Raw genomic sequence first — 18623 nt, 5'->3', positions numbered from 1 at the left:
AGCTCCTCGGCTACCTGAAGAAGGTCACGGCCGATCTCCACCAGACGCGACAGCGCCTGGCGGCGGCCGAGGCCCGCGGACACGAACCGGTCGCGATCGTCGCGATGGGCTGCCGCTTCCCCGGCGGCGTGTCCGGCCCCGACGACCTGTGGCGGCTGCTGGAGGACGGCACCGACGCGATGACCGACTGGCCGCGCGACCGCGGCTGGGACACCGAGGCCCTCTACGACCCGGAACCGGGCACACCGGGACGCAGCTACACCCGCACCGGCGGGTTCATCGACCGCGTTGCCGACTTCGACGCCTCCTTCTTCGGCATCTCCCCGCGCGAGGCCGTCGGCACCGACCCCCAGCAGCGGCTGCTCCTGGAGATCTGCTGGGAGGCCCTGGAACGCGCCGGCGTCGACCCGCTCTCCCTGCGCGGCAGCCGCACCGGCGTGTTCGCCGGCACCAACCTCCAGGACTACCCCACGCTGCTGGCGCACTCCGACAACGCCGGCGACGACGGCGTCGGCAACTCGCCCAGCGTCCTGTCCGGCCGCATCTCCTACACCCTCGGCCTGGAAGGCCCGGCCGTCTCCGTCGACACCGCCTGCTCCTCCTCCCTGGTCACCCTGCACCTGGCCGCGCAGGCACTGCGCGCGGGGGAGTGCGACCTGGCCCTGGCCGGCGGCGTCACCGTCATGTCGACGCCCACGGTCTTCCTGGAGTTCAGCCGCCAGCGCGGACTGGCCCCGGACGGGCGCTGCAAGGCGTTCTCCGACGACGCCGACGGCACCGCCTGGGGCGAGGGCGCCGGCGTCCTCGTCGTCGAACGGCTGTCGGACGCCCGCCGCAACGGCCACCCCGTGCTCGCCGTGCTGCGCGGCTCCGCCGTCAACCAGGACGGCGCCTCCAACGGGCTGACGGCGCCCAACGGCCCGTCCCAGGAACGCGTCATCTGGCAGGCCCTGCGCTCCGCCGGGCTCGCCCCGGCCGACGTGGACGCCGTCGAGGCGCACGGCACCGGCACCACCCTCGGCGACCCCATCGAGGCGCAGGCCCTCCTCGCCACGTACGGGCAGGACCGGCCCGCCGACCGGCCGCTGCTGCTCGGCTCGGTGAAGTCCAACCTCGGCCACACCCAGGCCGCCGCCGGCGTCGCCGGCGTCATCAAGACGATCCTCGCCCTGCGCGCGGGACGGCTGCCGGCCACCCTCCACGTCGGCCGGCCCAGCCGGCACGTCGACTGGAGCGCCGGACACGTCGAACTGCTCACCGAGGCCCGCGACTGGCCCGCCGCCGGCGACCGGCCGCGCCGGGCCGCCGTCTCCTCCTTCGGCGTCAGCGGCACCAACGCCCACGTCATCCTCGAACAGGCCCCCGAGGAACCGACTTCCGAGCCGGCCGCGTCCACCGACGACACCCCCCGCGCCCGCGCCTTCCCCGTCTCCGGCCGCACCACCGCCGCCCTGCGCGCGCAGGCCGCCCGCCTCGCCGCCCATCTCCGGTCCGCCCCGGACGGCACGCCCCGCCCCGCCGACCTGGCCTGGTCCCTGGCCGCCACCCGGCCCGCCCTGGAACACCGGGCCGTCGTCGTCGCCGACGACCTGGACCGGCTCCTGCGCGGCCTGACCTCCCTCGCCGAGGGCACACCCGACCCGGCCGTCGTGCGCGGCGTCGCCGACACCGACGGCGACCCGGTCTTCCTCTTCCCCGGGCACGGCCCGCAGTGGGACGGCATGGCCGTCGAACTCCACGCGGCCGAACCGCGGTTCCGCCGCTTCTTCGACGAGGCCGCCGCCGCGGTCGAGGCGCTCACCGACTATTCGGTTCTCGACGTGCTGCGCCGCGCCCCCGGAGCCCCGCCGCTGGAGCGCCTCGACGTGGTCCAGTCCGCCATGTTCGTGGTGTGCGTCGCCCTGGCCCGGCTGTGGATGGCCTGCGGGGTGCGCCCCGCCGCGGTGGCCGGACAGAGCCAGGGCGAGATCGCCGCCGCCCACATCGCCGGGATCCTCACCCTGGAGGACGCCGCCCGCGTCGTCGTCACCCGTGCCCGCGCACTGACCGCCGTCGCCGGCCGCGGCGGCATGGTGGCCGTGCCCCTGCCGCTCGCCGAAGTGGAACGCCTCCTGGCTCCCTACGAGGGCCGGCTCTCGGTGGGCTCGATCACCGGACCCCGCTCCGTCAGCGTCTCCGGGGACGCCGAACCGCTCGCCGAGCTCCTCGCCTCCCTCAACGAGGCCGGGGTCCGCGCCCGCCGCGTCCCCATGGAGTACGCCTCCCACTCCGCGCACGTCGAGGAGGTGCGCGACGAACTGCTCGCCGGGTTCGCCCCCGTCCGCCCGCGCCCCGCCGAGATCCCCTTCCACTCCACCGTCACCGGGGAGCGCGTCGAGGACACCACCACCCTCGACGCCGCCTACTGGTACGACAACGTCCGCCGCCCGGTCCTCTTCGAGACCGCCGTGCGGGGCCTCGCCGACGCCGGCCACCGTGTCTTCGTCGAGACCGGACCGCACCCGGTGGTCACCACCCCCGTCGGGGACACCCTGGAGGACCTCGGCATCACCGACGGCGCCGTCCTGGGCACCCTGCGCCGCTCGGAGGGCGGACCCGAACGCTTCCTCGCCTCCGTCGCCGCCCTCGCGGTACGCGGCGGCCGCGTCGACTGGGCCGCCGTCCACGACGAGCCCGCCCACCGCGTCGACCTGCCCGTCTACGCCTTCCAACGGCGCCGCTACTGGCCCGCGTTCACCGGAGCGCGGACGGGGGACACGGCAGCCGGCACCGCCGACGCCCCGTTCTGGCAGGCCGTCGAGACCGGCGACCTCGACACCCTGGCCGCCGCCCTCGGCCTGGACCAGGACACCGTGTCCTCCGTAGCCCCCGCCCTGGCCGGCTACCGCAGACGCAGCACCGACCGGGCCACCGCCGACGCCTGGCGGTACCGCATCACCTGGCACCCCCTCGCCGACCGCCCCGCCCCCGCCCTGACCGGACGCCGGCTGCTGCTGGTGCCCCGCGGCCACGAGAACGGCCCCGAGGCCACCGCGATCCACGCCGCTCTCACCCGGGCCGGAGCCGACTGCGTCCCCGTCGTCGTCGACACCGCCGCCGGCCGGGACGCCCTCACCGCCGCCCTGTCCGGCGCGGCCGACGGAGCACAGGCCGTCCTGTCCCTCCTCGCCCTCGACGACACCCCGCACCCCGGCCACCCGCTGCTGCCGAACGGGTTCGCGGCCACCGTCGCCCTCGTCCAGGCGATGGACGGCCTCGACACCCGGCTGCCGGTGTGGTTCCTGACCCGAGGCGCCGTCGCCACCGCGCCCGGAACAGCCCCCGACCGCCCGTCGCAGGCCCTGATCTGGGGCTTCGGCAGGGTCGTCGCGCTGGAACAGGCCGACTGCTGGGGCGGGCTCGCCGACCTGCCCGCCGACCTCGACGACCGCGCGGCCGACCGCCTGATCGCGGTCCTCGCCGGCGCCGACCACGAGGACCAGATCGCCGTCCGCCCCACCGGCGTCCTCGGCCGCCGCCTGGAACGCGCCGCCACCGGCGGACTGCCCGGCCGCCGCACCTGGAAACCGGACGGCACCGTCCTCGTCACCGGCGGCACCGGCGCCCTCGGCCGGCACGTCGCCCGCTGGCTCGCCCGCTCCGGCGCCGCCCACCTGCTGCTGGTCAGCCGCTCCGGACCCGACGCGGAAGGCGCCGCCGCCCTGCGGGAGGAGCTCGCCTCCCTCGGCGCCCACGCCGAACTGGCCGCCTGCGACATCGCCGACCGGGACGCCCTCGACTCGCTCCTGGCCGGCATCCCCGCCGACCGGCCCCTGACCGCCGTCTTCCACACCGCGGCCGTCCTCGACGACGGCGTCATCGGCTCCCTCACCCCCGACCGGCTCGCCGACGTCCTGCGGGTCAAGGTGGGCGGCGCCCTCAACCTCGACGCCGCCACCGCCGGCCTCGACCTGTCCGCGTTCGTCCTGTTCTCCTCCTCGTCAGGCGTCTTCGGCAGCCCCGGACACGGCAACTACGCCCCCGGCAACGCCTTCCTCGACGCCCTCGCCGAGGACCGGCGCGCCCGCGGACTCCCCGCCACCGCCGTGGCCTGGAGCGGCTGGGCCGACGGCGGCATGGCCTCCGGCAACGTCGGCGAACGCCTCGAACGGCACGGCGTACGCCTGATGGACCCCGCCGTCGCCGTCACCGCCCTCCAGGACGCCCTGGACCACGACGACACGGCGCTCGTCGTCAGCGACATCGACTGGGAGGTCTTCGGCGCCGAACTCGACAAGGGCCGCCCCCGCCGCCTGTACGCCGCCCTGCCCGACCTCGTGCGGCTGCGCGCCAACCGGCCCGCGCCCGGCGGCGTCGGCGACGGCGCCGAGCCGGGGGAGACCGGCGAAGGACTCCTCGCCCAGCTGGCCGCCCTCTCCGACGCGGACCGCAGGCACGCGCTGCTGCACCTCGTCCGCGCCCACATCGCCTACGTCCTCAACCACCCGAGCCCCGACGACGTCGAGCCGGCCCGCGCCTTCCGCGAACTCGGCTTCGACTCCCTCACCTCCGTCGAACTGCGCAACGCCCTCGGCGAGGCGACCGGCATGCGGCTGCCCGCCACCCTCGTCTACGACTACCCGACCCCGGCCGCGCTCGCCGAGCACCTCGACGAACAACTCGCCCCGAGGCAGCGCCCGTCCGCCTCCGCCCCCGCGGCCACCACGGTGTCCCGCGCGGACACCGCGGAGGACCCCGTCGTGATCGTCGGCATGGCCTGCCGCTTCCCCGGCGACGCCGACACGCCCGAGGAGTTCTGGCGGCTCCTCGCCGACGGCGCCGACGTGATGGGCCCCTTCCCCGAGGACCGGGACTGGGACTTGGAGACACTGCACGACCCCGAGCCTGGACGGGCCGGCCACACCTCGACCCTCACCGGCGGTTTCCTCGCCGGCTTCGCCGACTTCGATCCGAGCGTGTTCGCCATCTCGCCGCGTGAGGCCCTCGCGATGGATCCGCAGCAGCGGCTGCTGCTGGAGATGGCGTGGGAGACCTTCGAGCGGGCCGGGATCGATCCGCGCAGCCTGCGCGGCAGCCGCACCGGCGTCTTCGCCGGCACCAACTACCAGGACTACACCTCCCGTCCCATCGCACCCGGCGACGAGGTCGGGGCCCACCTGAGCAACGGCACCTCCGCCGCTGTCATGTCGGGCCGCCTGTCGTACACCTTCGGCCTCGAAGGCCCGGCCGTCACCGTCGACACCGCCTGCTCGTCCTCCCTGGTCGCCTTGCACCTGGCCGTGCGGTCGCTGTACGCGGGGGAGTGCGACCTGGCCCTCGCCGGCGGTGTCACCGTGATGTCGACGCCCGGCCTGTTCGTGGACTTCAGCCGTCAGCAGGGTCTGGCGGCGGACGGGCGCTGCAAGGCGTTCGCGGACGCGGCGGACGGCACCGGGTTCTCCGAGGGCGGCGGTCTGCTGCTGGTGGAGCGGCTGTCGGACGCGCGGGCGAACGGGCATCCGGTGCTCGCGGTGGTGAAGGGCAGCGCGGTCAACCAGGACGGTGCGTCCAACGGCTTGAGCGCGCCCAACGGCCCCTCGCAGCAGCGGGTGATCCGTGCCGCGCTGGCGGACGCGGGGCTCACTGCGGCCGACGTGGACGCGGTGGAGGCGCACGGCACGGGCACCCGGCTGGGTGACCCGATCGAGGCGCAGGCGCTGCTGGCCACCTACGGGCAGGACCGGCCCGCCGAACGGCCCCTGTATCTGGGGTCGGTGAAGTCGAATGTGGGTCACACGCAGGCGGGTGCCGGTGTGGCCGGTGTGATGAAGATGGTGCTGGCGATGGAGCACGGGGTGCTCCCGGCGACGCTGCATGTGGACGCGCCGTCCTCGCACGTGGACTGGTCGGCCGGTGCGGTGGAACTGCTGAGCGAGGCACGCGAGTGGCCCACGACCGGGGACCGTCCGCGGCGGGCGGGCGTGTCGTCCTTCGGGATCAGCGGCACCAACGCCCACGTCGTCCTCGAAGCCGCCCCCGAACAGCCCGTTCCCGAGACGCCCGCGCGACAGGAGCCCTCCGGGGACGTGCCCTGGGTCGTCAGCGGCCGTGACCCGCAGGCCCTGCGCGACCAGGCCCGCCGCCTGCTCGACCATGTGCGGGCGCACCCCGGCGTGGCGCCCGCCGACACCGCCCTGGCCCTGGCCACGACCCGGACCGCCTTCCCGCACCGCGCGGTGCTCGTCGGCGCCGGCCACGACGAACTGACCGCCCAGCTCCGCGCCCTCGCCGACGGAGCCCCGCTGCCGCCCACCGTCACCGGCACCGCCCGCACCGGCGGACGTACCGCCTTCCTGTTCACCGGTCAGGGCGCCCAGCGTCCCGGCATGGGCCGTGAACTGCACGACGCCTTCCCGGTGTTCGCCGACGCCTTCGACGCCGTGTGCGCACGCGTCCCCGGGCTGCGCGAGGCCGTGTTCGGTGACGACGCCGAGCTCGTGCACCGCACCGAGTACGCCCAGCCCGCGCTGTTCGCGTTCGAGGTCGCGCTGTTCCGGCTGCTCGAGTCCTGGGGCGTGCGGCCGGACTTCCTGGCCGGGCACTCGATCGGTGAGATCGCCGCGGCCCATGTGGCCGGGGTGTTCTCCCTCGGGGACGCGTGTGCGCTGGTGGCCGCGCGTGGCCGGCTGATGCAGGAACTGCCCGCCGGTGGTGCGATGTTCGCGGTGGAGGCGGCCGAGGACGAGGTACTCCCGTTGCTCGACGGGCGCGCCGACGCGGGGATCGCCGCGGTCAACGGCCCGCGTTCCGTGGTCGTTTCGGGTGCGGAGGGCGCGGTGGCCGAGGTGGCGGCCGAACTCGCCGCCGCCGGACGGCGCACGACCCGCCTGCGCGTGAGCCACGCCTTCCACTCGCCGCTCATGGACCCGATGCTCGACGCGTTCCGCGAGGTCGCCGCGGGCCTCACCTACGCCGAGCCGACCATGGCCGTCGTCTCCACCGTCACCGGACAGGCCGCCGAACCGGGCCAGCTCACCGACCCCGAGTACTGGGTCCGCCACGTCCGGCAGTCGGTCCGCTTCCACGACGCCCTGCTGCGCCTGCGCGCCCTCGGAGCGCGTCGCTTCCTCGAGGTCGGCCCCGACAGCCGGCTCACCGCCCTCGCCGAGACGGCCCTGACCGGGACGCCCCTGACGGGGACGGCCCCCACCGGGACCGAGAGCGGGACCACGGCCGCGACGGCGCCGTCGACCGCGCAGGAACCGGTGTTCACCGCCGCCGTCCTGCGCGACCGGCCCGAACGGCACCGGCTCCTCACCGCCGTCGCCACCCTCTTCGCCCACGGCGTCGACCCCGACTGGACGGCGCTGCTGCCCGGCGCCCGTCCTGTGCCGCTGCCCACCTACGCCTTCCAGCGGCAGCGCTACTGGCTCCCCACCGTGCCGCTCGCCACGGCCGCCGGGACGGACCCGGCCGGCCACCCGTTCCTCGACGCCGAGATCACCCGGGCGGGCTCGCAGGAACTGCTGTTCACCGGGCGGCTGTCGACGCGCACGCACCCCTGGCTCGCCGACCACGCCGTCCTCGGCCAGGTCATCCTGCCCGCCACCGGCCACCTCGACCTCGCCGTGCACGCCGGCGACCGGGCCGGCTGCGGTCACCTGAGCGAACTCACCCTCCTCAGCCCGCTCGTCATACCCGAACGGGACGCCGTTCCCGTCCAGGTCACCGTCGACGCCCCCGACGAGGCCGGCCGCCGTGCCTTCGGGATCTGGTCGCGTCCCGGCGGCGACGGCGCCGAGTGGCGTCTGCACGCCCAGGGCGTCCTCGCCCCGCAGGCGCCCTCCCTGCCGGCCGGCGACCTGGCCGCCTGGCCGCCGCCCGGCGCCGTCGTCGTCTCCGGCGAGGACCCCTACGCCGCCTTCGCCGAGGCCGGGTTCGCGTACGGTCCCGGCTTCCGCGGACTGCGCACGGTGTGGGAGCGCGGTGACGAGGTGTTCGCCGAGGTCGAACTGCCCGAGCCGTACCGCGGGGACGCGGCACGCCACGGTCTGCACCCCGCCCTCCTGGACGCCGCCACCCACGCGCTCCTGGTGCGCCGCCCCGGCGTGCGGGCCGACGACGAAACCGCCGCGCCGATGCTGCCGTTCGCCTGGACCGGACTGACCCTGCACGCCACCGGCGCCACCGCGCTGCGGGTACGGCTGGCCCCCGCCGGTCACGACCACGGATACTCCGTCCTCGTCACCGACACGGCCGGCAGGCCGGTCGCCACCGCCGACGCCGTCACCCTGCGCGCGGCGGCCCCCGCCCCCGCCCAGGACCGGCCCGAACTGCTGCGCTTCGACTGGCGGGAGACCCTCCCGGCCCCGGCCGTGCCGGCGGCGGAGACGGTGCGCTGGATCGTCCTCGGCACCGGCGACGACCGCGTCGCCGCGGCCCTGGACGGGGCCGGCGTGCACCTGGAGACCTACGCCGACCTGGAGGCCCTCGCCAAGGCGGTCGACACCGGCATGACCATGCCCGACGTGGTCCTGGTGGCCCCCGAACCCCGCCGCCCCGACGGGCAGGCCGTGCCCGACGCGGTACGGGGCCTGCTGACCCGGACGCACGAGCTGATGTGCGGCTGGCTGGCCGACGAGCGCTTCGCCGACTCCCGGCTGGTGTTCGTCACCCGCGCCGCCGTCACCGCGGGCCCGGCCGGCGCCCGGGCCGGTGTGGTCCTGCCCGACGTGGCCGGGGCCGCACTGTGGGGCCTTGTACGCGCCGCCCAGGCCGAGCACCCCGGCCGGTTCCAGCTCCTGGACCTGCCCGGCGACCCCGCCGACGCCGACGACCGCGCGCTGCTCGCCGCGGTGGCCGCGGGACAGCCGCACGGCGCCGTCCGCGACGGCCGGGTCCTGCACCCGGACGTCGCCCCCGCCGCCGTCGACGTCACCGCCCCCGGCCTGGCCGCCGGCACCGTCCTGGTCACCGGCGCCACCGGCGCCCTCGGCCGGGCCGTCGCCCGCCATCTGGTCACCCGGCACGGCGTACGCTCCCTGCTGCTCGCCGGCCGCCGCGGCCCCGCCGCCGAGGGCGCGGACACCCTGGTCGCCGAGCTGACCGCGCTGGGAGCGCGGGTGCGCCTGGAGGCCTGCGACGTATCCGACCGTGCCGACGTGACCCGGCTGCTGACGCTGCTGCCCGAGGACGCCCCGCTGACCGGCGTCGTCCACGCGGCCGGCGTCACCGACGACGCCGTGCTCACCGCCCTCGACCCCGGCCGGCTGGACACCGTGCTGCGCCCCAAGGCCGACGGCGCCTGGCACCTGCACCGCGCCACCGCCCCCCACGACCCGGCCGCGTTCGTGCTGTTCTCCTCCGCGGCCGGCGCCTTCGGGGCACCCGGCCAGGCCAACTACGCCGCCGCCAACGCCTTCCTGGACGGACTCGCCGCCCACCGGCACGCGCTGGGCCTGCCCGCCGTCTCCGTCGCCTGGGGACCCTGGGCCGACGACGGCGGCATGACCTCCCGCCTGTCCGACACCGACCGCGGCCGGCTCGCCCGCGGCGGACTGCGCCCGCTGGCCGCCGACGAGGCCCTCGCCCTGCTGGACGAGGCGCTGACCGGCACGGACCCCGCGGTGATCGCCGTCAGCACCGGCTCGGGCAGCGCCGGAGTGCGCGCCCTGCTCCGCCCGGCGCCCGCCGCGCCCGCCCGCCGCACCGTCGAGGCCGGACCCGCCGGCCCCGTCACCTCGACGCTGCTCGCCGGCGCCACGCCCGAAGAGGGCCGCGCCCGCCTGCTCGGCCTGGTCCGCGACCTGGCGGCCACCGTGCTGGGCCATCCCTCGTCCGACGCGATCGAACCCGACCGCCTCTTCACCGAACAGGGCTTCGACTCCCTGACCGTGGTGGAACTGCGCAACCACCTCGCCTCGGCGACCGGCCTCAGGCTGGCCCCCACCCTGCTGTTCGACCACGCCACCCCCGAGGCGCTCGCCGCCCACCTGCACCAGCGCCTGGACGCGGAGCCCCACCCGGCCGCCGCACCCGCCGACGGCACGGCGCAGGACGGCCCGCCGGTCCGCGCCGAGGACACCATCGGAGGCCTGTTCAAGGCGGCCTGCCTGGACGGCCGGGTGGACGACGGCTTCGCCCTGCTCCAGGCGGCGGCCGGACTGCGCCCCACCTTCAGCGCCCCGGCCGAGCTGCCGTCCCTCCCGGAGGCGATCCGCCTCTCGACCGGCGACGCCGCCTCGCCGCTGGTCTGCTTCAGCTCCTACGTCGCCCTCGCCGGCGTGCACCAGTACGCCCGGTTCGCCTCCCGCTTCCGCGGCCGGCGCGACGTGTGGGCCCTGCCCACCCAGGGATTCGGCGCAGGGGAGCTGCTGCCCGCCACCTTCGACGCGGTGGCCGACCTGCACGCCGACGCGGTGCACCGCACCGTGGGCGACACGCCGGCGGTCCTGCTCGGCTCCTCCTCCGGCGGCATCCTCGCCCTGTCCGCGGCCCGGCGCCTCCAGGAGCGGGGCGCGCCGCCGGCCGCCGTCGTCCTCCTCGACACCTACATGCCGCGGGCCGACTCGCCGTTCCTGCGGTTCTCCCAGCAGATGCTGGGCGGCATGTTCGAACGGGAGTCGATGTTCGCGCACATGGACACCGACCGGCTGACCGCCATGAGCTGGTACGTGGCGCTCATCGGCGAATGGGAGCCGGGGCCGCTGGACTGCCCGGTGCTGCTGGTGCGCTCCAGCGAGCCGCCGGTGCCCCCCGCCCCCGGCGAGGAACTGCCCCCGCAGGAGTGGCAGACCACCTGGGAACGGGCCCACACGGTGCTCGACGTCCCCGGCAACCACTTCACCATGATGGAGGCCTACGCCCGCTCCACCGCCGACGCCACAGACGACTGGCTGACCGGCCTCGGCGCCTGACACGCCCCGGAGCTCCGCGCCCGCCCCGGCCGGGGCGGACGCGGACCCGGCAGGAGGGTCCGTCGCGGGCGCCCGGCCGGCACGGCGAGGCCCGCCACTCCCACCAGGAGGGTGGCGGGCCTCGTGGTCCGGCATTCGACGCGGCGAGGCCCCCGCGATCGCGGCCCCCGCCCCAACCGGGCGGACGCGGACCCGGCAGCAGCGGCCGTCGCGGGCGCCCGGCCCGCACGTCAAGGCCCGCCGCCCTCACCAGGAGGGGCGGCGGGCCTTGACGTGTCCGGTATGTGAGGGAGGCGGGCCCCCGCGCACGCGGCGCGGTCACTCCGCCCAGTGCGGCACCTCCGTGACGGTGACCACGGCCGCGCTGCACAGCCAGCCCGGCCCCTGCGACACCAGCAGCACATGGTCGCCGGGGGACACCGCCCGGGTGCGCACCAGATGCTCCAGGGTGATGAACACGTCCGCGCCGCCCACGTGCCCCACCGCCCGCCCGAAGTCCCAGCTGCACCGCTCCATCGTCAGCCCCAGCGGCATCATGATCGAGTACTCGATCATCCGGCCGTCCATGTTGATGGGGACGACCATCGCCAGGTCCGACGCGTTGATGCCGGCGTCCACCAGGGACCGCTGGATGATCTCCAGATCGAACAGGGTCAGCTTCTCCATCGTCTCCGACAGCGGCATCTCGCTGTCGGTGAACCGCTGCGCCCGCTCGGCCATGTCGGACATCGATCCGGCGTCCTCGCGCAGGATCAGCGGACCGTCGCCGCGGTGCCACTTCTCCAGCTCGTGCAGCACCCCGGAGTTCAGCGACCGCACCTCGGCGAACCCGCCCTCGTCGCTGACCAGCGCCGCCGCCGCGCCGTCACCGAGGATGTACGCCTGCCCGAAGCCCCGCCAGCGGTCCATGGTGGGGGAGGAGAAGTTCTCACCCGTCGTCAGCAGCACCGACCCCGCCTCGGCGGCGCCGGTCAGCTTGCCGATCGCCACCTCGAGCGCGCTGAGCATGCCGTCGCAGCCCTGCTGGAGGAACAGCGCGGGCAGCCGGCCGAGGCCCAGTTCACGCAGGATGTAGCCGGGCGGGTAGGCGCCCTCGGGGGCCTGGTAGTGGACCGCGCTGTGGATGTGCGCCCCCAGGTCCTCGGGGTCGATCTTGGAGCGGTCCAGCGCGATCCGCGCCGCCGACACCGCCAGGTCCATCGCCGGCACGTCACCCGCGACATGGGCCCCGGTCAGGCCGTTCGCGGCCTGGATCTCGGCGTCGAGGCGGCCTTCGGCCACCGCCTGTTCGGCGCTGGCCCAGTCGGGCAGCACCACGCCCAGCGACTCGATGTGGACGTTCTCGACACGCATGTCTTCCTCCTCCTGGCCGGCCCGCGGGCCGGCGTCCGTGGGTGGCAACGAAAACGACGCCGGGCGGCAGGACGCCAACTCGGCGCCCCGCCGCCCGGCCCACCAACCCGCCTCAGCCGGCGAGCAGTTCCCCGCGCAGATGACGGGCCAGACCCGCCGGCGTCGCGAAGTCGAACACCACCGACGCCGGCAGCGAGAGGCCGGTCGCCGACTCCAGTGCGTCGCGCGCGGTCAGCGCGGTCAGCGAGTCGAAGCCCAGATCGCGGATCTCCCGGTCGGCGGGCACCTGCCCCGCGCCCGCGCGGCCCAGCGCCGTGGCGAGGTGCGCGCACACCAGACGAAGCAGGACCTCCTCCTGCTCGGCGCCCGTGAGCGCGGCCAGCCGGTGCCGCAGCCCGCCCGGGTCGTCCACCGCGTCCCGCGCGGCCCGCCGCACGGTGCCGGACGACAGGCCGCGCAGCAGCGCGGCGCTCGCCGTGAGCGGCGCGACGGTACGCGAGCGGGGGATCTCGGGGCGCTCGGCGGTGACCGCCGGACGGCCGGCGGCGACCGCCGCGGCGAACAGCCCGGCGGCCTCCTCCGGCGGCCCGTCCGGACCGCGCAGCGCCACGGCCGTCACGCCCGCCTCCCGCAGCCGGCGCGCGCACGCCTCGAACAGCGCCGCGAGGGCCGCGTCCGCGGGACCCGCCGCGCGCGGGCCGGGCGTGACGAACACCACGGACGTCACCCCACGCCCGGGCGCCGAACGGGCCAGCTCCAGAGCGGGGTCCACGACGGGCCGCAGCGCCACGTCCACGTCGGCGTCCCGCTCGTCCGGCACGGAGGCGGCGAACACCACTGTCGCGGGACCGCCGTCGAGCAGGGCCCGCACCGATCCGGCCGGGTCCTCCGGCTCCCACGGCAGCGCGTCGCCGGGCCCGGCGGACACCGGCAGCCGGTCGGCCGCGTTCTTCGCGAACGGGCCCGCCAGCAGCGGCCGTTGCCCTCCCTCGGGCCGGACGGCGGACAGGAACGCCGCGGGCCCGGCCGCCTCGCCCGCCGCGAACAGCGCGACCCGCCCGGCCACGGGCACATCGGCCAGGGCCCGCGCGGACAGCCGGGCGGCCCGGGGCCGGCGCACCTCGCCGCCGTGCAGCGCGAGCCGCGGCTCGCCGGAGGCGACCGCGTCCTCGACCCGCCGCCAGGACCGCTTGACGCCATCGGTCTCGATCAGCGTGAAGCGGCCCGGTGCCCGGTCCTGGGCCGCGCCCATCAGACCCCACACCGTGGCGGCGGCCGGATCCGGCGGCGCCGCGTCCTCCCGTACGGCGACCGCGCCCCGGGTCAGCACCACCAGGCGGCTGCGCGCGAAACGGGCGTCGGCCCAGTGCCGTACCCAGTCCAGGGCCTCGCCGACGGCCGCGCGGACCCCGTCGGCGGCCGGCGCGCCCCCGGGTGTCCCGGTGGGCGACACGACCACCACGTCCGGCGCCGGCGCGCCCTCCTCCACCGAGGCGAGCAGCGCCGGCAGGCCGGGGTGGGTCTCGCAGTAGCGGCCGGCCGACATCAGTCCCGCGCGGGCCCGCAGCGCGTCCGCGCCGACGACCGCCCAGCGTTCCTGCCGTGACGCCGCGCGCGGCAGCTCACGGACCTCCCACACCTCTTCGAACAGGCCGTCCTGCTGGGCCGCGGACGCCGCCAGGACCGTACGGCGCTCCGGCGGCGCGAACGCCACCTCACGCGCCGTGAGCACCGGGTCCCCGGCGCCGTCGAAGGCGTCGACCGCCCAGGTCCCGTCCGCCGCGGCCCGCATCCGTGTCCGCAGCACCGACGCGTCCACCGCGTACAGGGACACCTCGCGCCAGGACACCGCGGCCACCCGCTCCGCCGGCTGCCCGGTCGCCGCCGCGAACGCCGCCTCCAGCAGCGCCGGATGCACCTCGAAGCCGTCCCGCGCGGTGGCCCGGTCGGGCAGCGACACCTCGGCGAACACCTCGCCGTCCCGCCGCCACACCCCGTCCGGCGCCCGGCCGTCCGGCGCCCGGCCGTCCGGCGCCGCGTCCCCGGCGTCCTCGCGGCGCGCGCCCGAAGGCGGCCACACGGCCGCCGGCTCGTCCGGCTCCGGCACGGCGGCGGGCGCCACCGAGCCCGTGGCGTGCCGGGTCCACGGGCGGCCCGCCGCGCCGTGCGCGTCCCACCGCCCGTGCACCTCCACACGCCGGACGCCGTCGGCGTCCGCCGCGCCCACGGTCACCCGCAGCTGCACACCGCCCTCGAGCGGTACCACCAGCGGGTCCGGGGCGGACAGTTCCACCACGCGGGCGCAGCCGGCCCGGCCGGCCGCGTAGAGCACCAGGTCCAGCAGCGCGGACCCGGCCAGGACCCGGCCGCCGTCGGTCCGCCGCAGCAGCGAGGGGTCGGTGCCGGCCGCGGTGAGACGGCCGGTGTGCACGGTCATCCACCGGCCGGGCCCCTCCGGGCCGGGCAGTTCGACGCACGCGGTCAGCAGCGGGTGACCGGTGTCGTCCAGTCCCAGGTCGGCGGCGCCCGAGTACCGCGGGGCCGACTGCGGCTCCTGCCGGCTGCGCCGCCACAGCAACCGCCCCTGCAGACCGGCCAGTTCCTTGCGCACGATCTTCCCGGCCGGATTGCGCGGGACCTCGGCGACCTCGTGGATCTCCTCCGGCAGCTTGAACGCCGACAGCCGCTCCCGGCACACGGCCAGCACGTCCTCGACGTCGACCCCGTCCGGGCCCGGCACCAGATACGCGGCCGGGACCTCGCCGAGCGACGCGTGCGGGACGCCCGCCACGGCCGCGTCGGCCACCCCGGGAGCGGCGAGGAGCGCCTGCTCCACCTCGCGCGGATGGATGTTCTCCCCGCCGCGGATGATGAGTTCCTTGAGCCGGCCGGTGATCGTCACATAGCCGTCGGCGTCCTGCCGGGCCAGGTCCCCGGTGCGGTACCAGCCGTCCGACAGGACGGCGGCCGTCTCCTCCGGCTGCTGGTGGTAGCCCAGCATCAGCGCGGGGCTGGACACCCAGATCTCGCCCTCGGCGCCCGGTTCCACCTCCGCCCGGGTCCGCGGATCGGTCAGCCGCAGCGTCAGCCCCGGCAGCGGGACACCGCACGAACCCGGCACGTGCGGGCCGTCCGGCAGGTTGGTGGTGATCGCGCCGCCGGTCTCCGTGGAGCCGTAGCTGTCCAGCAGCTTGATGCCGAACACGGCCCGGAACTCCTCGTGCAGGGACTGAGGGCAGGACGAGCCCGCCACCATGCACACCCGCAGCGGCGGCGCCTCCACGGCGCCGGAGCGGGCCAGCTCCACCATGTGGTGGAACAGCGTGGGCACGCCCACCAGGAAGGTGGCGTCCTCCTCCCGCGCCCGGCGCAGCACCTCCTCGGCCGCCAGACCGTCCGTGATGCGGGCGCTCGCGCCCACGGCGACCACGCCGAGCACACAGATGTTGTGCGCCACCGCGTGGAACAGGGGCATCGGCCACAGGACACGGTCCTGAGGCGACAGCCCGAGCAGCGGGGCGTTGCACGCCGCCGTCGCCCACAGCGAACCGCGCTGGGTGGACACGACGCCCTTGGGACGACCGGTCGTGCCGGAGGTGTAGAGCATCCACGCCGGCTCGTCCAGACCCAGGTCGTCGCGGGGCGGACAGCGCAGCGACCAGGTCGACGCCAGGACCTCCCAGAGCGGCAGCGTCGCGCCGGCCGCCTCGGCGAAGCCCGGCTCGCTCTCGTCCCCGACCAGCACCACCACGACGTCCGGCCGGTCCGCGAGGACCCGGCGCACCTGCGGCAGCTGCGCCGCCCCCGTGATCACCACGCGGGCCGCGCAGTCGTCCAGCAGCAGGACCAGTTCCGGATCGGTCGACTGCGGGTTCAACGGCACGCCCACCGCGGCGGCACGGGTGACGGCGAGGTAACTTTCCACCGTCTCCAGCCGGTTGGGCAGATAGATCACCGCCGACTCGCCCCGGCCGAGCCCCAGGTCCGCCAGATGCCCCGCCACCCGTGCCGTACGCCGGTCCAGTTCGGCCCAGGTGACCGCGCGGCGGCCGTCGGCGAAGGCGACACGGTCCGGCCGCCGGGCCGCGTGCCCGGCGAGCAGTTCGTGCACCGGCCGGATCAGATCCGCCCGGAACGCGGCGTCCGTCATCAGGTTCTCCCCTTCACGAACCGGCCGTACGGTAGCGGCGCACCGCGAGCGCCCGGCACACCACGGCGATGACCACCGACCAGACCACCGAGACCAGCACCGGATGCTGCGCCGGCCACGCCCCGGTGGCGGAAAGCCCCGGATTGCCGAACAGTTGCCGCGCCGCCTGCACCGTCGCGCTCAGCGGATTCCACTCGGCGGCCCAGCGCAGCACCGTCGGCAGCGTGGACGGCGCCACGAACGCGTTGGACAGGAACGTCAGCGGGAACAGCCACAGGAAGTTGCCGGTCGCCGCGGCCTCCGGCGCACGCACCGACAGCCCGACGAGGACGCCCACCCAGGACAGCGCGTACCCCATGAGCAGCAGCAGCGCGAACGCCGCGAGCGCCCGCAGCAGCCCGTTGTGGACGCGCCAGCCGACCAGCAGCCCGCACAGCACCATCACCATGACCACCGCCGAGTTCTGCACCAGGTCCGCGACCGTGCGCCCGGTCAGCAGCGCGCCGCGCGCCACCGGCAGCGACCGGAACCGGTCCACCATGCCGCTCTGCACGTCCGTGGCCATGCCGACACTGCTGTTGCTGGCCGTGGCGAACGCGATGGTCTGGGCGAAGAACCCCGGCATCATGAACTCCCGGTACGCCTCCGGACCCTCAGCGCCGGGCAGCCCGAAGGAGCCCGCGAAGAGGTAGGCGAACAGCAGCACGAACACCACGGGCTGCACCAGGCCGAGGATCAGCACCTCGGGGATCCGCACCATGCGGACCACGTTGCGCCGCGTCACCACCAGCACGTCGCGCACGGCCTTCGCGGCCGTGCCCGGCTTCAGCTCGGGCACGACCGGTTCCGCTGCCGACACGTTCACCACTCCTTCTCGCTCGGCCCGCCGGCGCCCACCACGACGCGCCCGTCGCTCCGGGGTCCGTCCCCGGTCAGGGCCAGGAACACCTCGTCCAGGGTGGGCCGGCGCAGCCCGATGTCGCTGATCTCGACGCCTTCGTGCTCCAGCGCGGCGACGACCTGCGCCAGCAGCCGCACCCCGCCGTCGGCCGGCGCGGACACCGTGGACCGGGCCCGGTCGACGTCCGGGGGCCGGCCGACGAGCCGGGCCACCAACCAGGCCGCGGCGTCGAGCTGCTCGGGCCAGGACACGATCAGCTCGATCCGCCCGCCGCCCGCCCAGGCCTTGAGGTCGTGCGAGGTGCCGCGCGCGATGACCCGCCCGTGGTCCACGACCGCGAGGTAGTGGGCCAGCCGGTCGGCCTCCTCCAGGTACTGCGTGGTGAGCAGCACGGTGGTGCCTTCGCGCACGAGGTCCTCGACGGCGTCCCACAGCAGCAGCCGGCTGGTCGGGTCCAGCCCGACCGACGGCTCGTCCAGGAACAGCACCGGGGGCTGTGCCACCAGCGCGCAGGCCAGGTCGAGGCGGCGCCGCATACCGCCGGAGTACGTGCCCGACCTCCGGTCGGCGGCGTCGGTCAGGCCGAACCGGTCGAGCAGCTCGTCGGCGCGCCGCCGGGCCGCGCGGGAGCGCAGCCCGTACAGCGCGCCGGTCATGCGCAGGTTCTCGCGGCCGGTGAGCCGGTCGTCGACGGCTGCGAACTGGCCCGACAGGCCGATCGACAGCCGCACCGCGTCCGGGTCGCGGACCACGTCGTGACCGGCCACGACCGCGGTGCCCGCGTCGGGGCGCAGCAGGGTGGTGAGCAGACGCACCACGGTGGTCTTGCCCGCTCCGTTGGGGCCCAGAAGCCCCAGCACGCCGCCTTCCGGTATGTCCAGGTCGATGCCGTCGACGGCCCGGACCCGGCCGAAGGTCTTCACCAGACCGGTGGCGTGAAGGGCGCCCGCCATGGGCTTCTCCGTCCTTGTACGCAGGGATGGGGTGGGGGAAGCCCGGGGCTCAGGTGGCGGCGATCAGCTTCAGCTCCGGATGGGCGGTGCCGCCCTCGATGGCGGTGGAGGACACGTGCGAGACGATCCGCTCGTCGACGGGGTCGTTCGCCGGGTCGTCGTGCACGAGGAGGTGCTCGTACGTCGTCGAGCGCTGCGCCGGGACCCGGCCGGCGGTGCGGATGAGGGTGATCAGCTCCATCAGGTTGGAGCGGTGCTTGGCGCCGGCGGAGGAGACGACGTTCTCCTCCAGCATGACCGAGCCGAGGTCGTCCGCGCCGTAGTGCAGGGACAGCTGCCCGACCTCCTTGCCGGTGGTCAGCCACGAGCCC

The 18623-nt window shown here is 76.0% G+C and carries 4 protein-coding genes and 2 pseudogenes; 1 reads left to right on the top strand and 5 read right to left on the bottom strand.

Features of this window, described 5'->3' with window-relative positions:
* Positions 1 to 20: 20 nt before the first annotated feature.
* Positions 21 to 10895: pseudogene (locus ACFOSY_RS04835) on the top strand (type I polyketide synthase); the annotation flags it as partial.
* Positions 10896 to 11213: 318 nt separating this feature from the next.
* On the opposite strand, the gene ACFOSY_RS04825 reads toward ACFOSY_RS04835, so the two are convergent.
* The 5 genes and pseudogenes from ACFOSY_RS04825 to ACFOSY_RS04805 form a co-directional block, all read right to left on the bottom strand.
* On the bottom strand, positions 11214 to 12248 hold the full coding sequence (locus tag ACFOSY_RS04825) for a ketoacyl-ACP synthase III family protein (RefSeq protein WP_394305448.1): 1035 nt from the start codon (positions 12246 to 12248) through the stop codon (positions 11214 to 11216).
* A gap of 112 nt (positions 12249 to 12360) precedes the next feature.
* Positions 12361 to 16398 carry an AMP-binding protein gene (locus ACFOSY_RS04820; RefSeq protein WP_394305447.1) on the bottom strand — a complete coding sequence of 1346 codons (4038 nt, stop codon included), beginning with the start codon at positions 16396 to 16398 and terminating at the stop codon, positions 12361 to 12363.
* Positions 16399 to 16411: 13 nt separating this feature from the next.
* Positions 16412 to 17257, bottom strand: coding sequence for an ABC transporter permease (locus ACFOSY_RS04815; protein ID WP_374204573.1), 846 nt, complete (start codon positions 17255 to 17257; stop codon positions 16412 to 16414).
* A 2-nt stretch (positions 17258 to 17259) separates the two neighbouring features.
* The gene (locus ACFOSY_RS04810) at positions 17260 to 18252 is read right to left on the bottom strand and encodes an ATP-binding cassette domain-containing protein (RefSeq protein ID WP_394305446.1); all 993 of its coding nucleotides are present in this window, start codon (positions 18250 to 18252) and stop codon (positions 17260 to 17262) included.
* 49 nt (positions 18253 to 18301) lie between these two features.
* Positions 18302 to 18623 (bottom strand): annotated as a pseudogene (locus tag ACFOSY_RS04805) (dehypoxanthine futalosine cyclase); the annotation flags it as partial.

It is taken from the genome of Streptomyces lusitanus (assembly GCF_042647945.1).
In the GTDB taxonomy this organism is placed as follows: Bacteria; Actinomycetota; Actinomycetes; order Streptomycetales; family Streptomycetaceae; genus Streptomyces; species Streptomyces pseudogriseolus.
This window is presented reverse-complemented; position numbering and strand designations above follow the sequence as displayed.